The 2,181-nt window shown below is 37.1% G+C and carries 2 protein-coding genes; one reads left to right on the top strand and one right to left on the bottom strand.

What is annotated here, in order from left to right:
* Window positions 1-290: 290 nt before the first annotated feature.
* The gene (locus ACOVQ4_RS20795; RefSeq protein WP_421822527.1) at window positions 291-800 is read left to right on the top strand and encodes an HPP family protein; all 510 of its coding nucleotides are present in this window, start codon (window positions 291-293) and stop codon (window positions 798-800) included.
* A gap of 87 nt (window positions 801-887) precedes the next feature.
* Here ACOVQ4_RS20795 and ACOVQ4_RS20790 read toward each other — a convergent pair whose 3' ends face one another.
* Window positions 888-1,970, bottom strand: a complete 1,083-nt coding sequence (locus ACOVQ4_RS20790; RefSeq protein ID WP_421822526.1) for a CobW family GTP-binding protein — start codon at window positions 1,968-1,970, stop codon at window positions 888-890.
* Between the last annotated feature and the right edge of the window lie 211 nt (window positions 1,971-2,181).

The raw sequence follows: 2,181 nt of genomic DNA, 5'->3' as shown, positions 1-2,181 counted from the left end.
AAAGCCGTAAGCTTTAAGCACAACAATCTAATTTTATTTTGTGTATTAACTTATTCTGGTATTTTTCTAGTTTTTTTTACTAAAAATAGAAATCACTATATCTTAAGATTTTACCATTAAAATCCTTTTACGACAATTTGAATTTGTACTTTTCTTATCATCAATCCTTTTCACTGATTACTAGCAAGTTAGTCACTTGTACTTTTCTGATTGTAAATGAAACCTTCTTGTGTAATTTTGTTTTAATATGATAAGACTTAACCTATAGGATAAGCATCTGAAACAAAACCATGAAACATTATTTATCGAAGTTTAAAACAAACGAGCGTAGTCCCGCTCGTCCCAAATGGACGCATGCCTTTAGTTCAGCTTTGGGTGGCTTAATAGGCATTGCAAGCATCGGATTAATAGCAGAGTGGACCCAAACTCCCATGCTAATTGCTCCTTTTGGTGCTACTTGTATCTTAGCCTTTGGCGTTCCTGATAGCCCTTTGGCACAACCGAGGAATATTATAGGAGGGCATTTAATTGCCGGGATTGTGGGCTTATGTTGTCTGTATTGGGTTGGTGACAGTATTTTTTCTATGTCTTTGGGCGTCGGTATTTCACTTGCTTTGATGCAACTTACAAAAACTGTACACCCACCAGCAGGCGCCGATGTAATCGTGATTATCCTAACTCATGCCTCATGGGGATTTTTATTTGCTCCACTATTGGCTGGCGCAATTGTCTTAGTTTTGGTAGCTCTCATTTTTAACAATGCTCACAAAACTCGAAAATACCCCAAGTATTGGCGATAGGATTCAATTTTGAAAGTTGGGGAATTTGAAGGTTTGAAAATGAAACTATAAGTAGGAGTCATTCACTAAATTTAGAATGGCTCATCTTTATCCCTTCAGATTGAAAGGCATTTTAAAACTTGGAATATCAGCTTGGTTTGGGTTAGTTTTGCGGCAATCTAGCAACTGCTTTTCGATTAATGACCAAGTGGCTGGTTTTAAAGAGATTATCTCTATTCGACTGTCTTTACGGTAAGCTATCGAGCATTCATTCGCTGGTTCGTCGGTAGTTTTATTAATAAAAATCCAGTTTTTTTCTCCGATACGAAATACACCTTTGATTCTTTCGAAGCCTTTTAATGAGTCAATCCAAGCTAATAAATGATTTTTTGAGAAAATTTCGTCTGGATGAAAGACCCAACCACAGCCAAAAGTGCCCAAAGCGCGTCCTTCACGTTTGATGGGCTTATTTGGCAATGGATGCAAATTTTCTTCCTGATTTTCAATAATTTGCACATTTTCTAGCTGATTTGAATGAGTATTCATATAGACAGCTTTGCGGTGTGGATAAGGTTCTATATCAAGCCAATGAAGATCTATTTCTCCTTTTTCAACTGCTGCAATCATTACTTTTGGAGGAAAAAGAGCTTGCGCCCATTTTGCAAATTTTTGAAGAAGTTCGTCACCCGCCAAATCGGCTTTATTTGCTACCAAAACGTCTGCCAAAGTGATTTGATCTTGATATACTTCATCGTCAAAGTATTTATCCTCCATTAATTGTAATGGATTGACCAAACAAAGCGTGGCACGTAAGTCAATTACTTTTGACAAGAACTCTCCTTGTAATAGGTCGATAATTGCTTCGGGATGTGCTATTCCTGTGGGTTCTATCAAAATACGGTGTGGTCTTACCTGACGAATACTTTGCGTAAGAGTAGTCTGTAAAGGTAAATTAGCGGTACAACAAATGCAGCCACCAGCGACATAACGAACCGCCATTTCTTGCCCTTGGCTTTGTCCTTCCAAAGGAATATGGTCGATAGACACATCCCCAAATTCGTTGACTATTACGAGCCATCGCTCATCGGTAGGTTTGTGTTTGAGAATATGTAGAATCGTAGTTGTTTTACCAACACCTAAGAAACCTGTAATAATATTGGTAGGAATTTTATTAAGAATCTTTTTTTCCATGAGATCAAAAGGATTAACCAGAAACACCAAAGAGATTGTGGATTTTTGATGACGGGTTCATCATAATAACGGATATACTTTTTTGTTTTAGGCAACAGGCATAAGGCAAAGAGTGTTAAATGTTTATGAAGTAACGATAGCTATGTTTTTTGCCGAATGCCGATAGCTGAAAGCTAAAGGCTCAAAAATTTAAGTTTATTTTGCGTAAGTA

Origin of the sequence: Flectobacillus sp., assembly GCF_049240685.1 — a bacterium.
In the GTDB taxonomy this organism is placed as follows: Bacteria; Bacteroidota; Bacteroidia; order Cytophagales; family Spirosomataceae; genus Flectobacillus.
This window is presented reverse-complemented; position numbering and strand designations above follow the sequence as displayed.

Coding starts and splice junctions, on each gene's coding strand:
- ACOVQ4_RS20795 (WP_421822527.1), top strand. CDS start 291: ATGAAACATTATTTATCGAAGTTTAAAACAAACGAGCGTAGTCCCGCT.
- ACOVQ4_RS20790 (WP_421822526.1), bottom strand. CDS start 1,970: ATGGAAAAAAAGATTCTTAATAAAATTCCTACCAATATTATTACAGGT.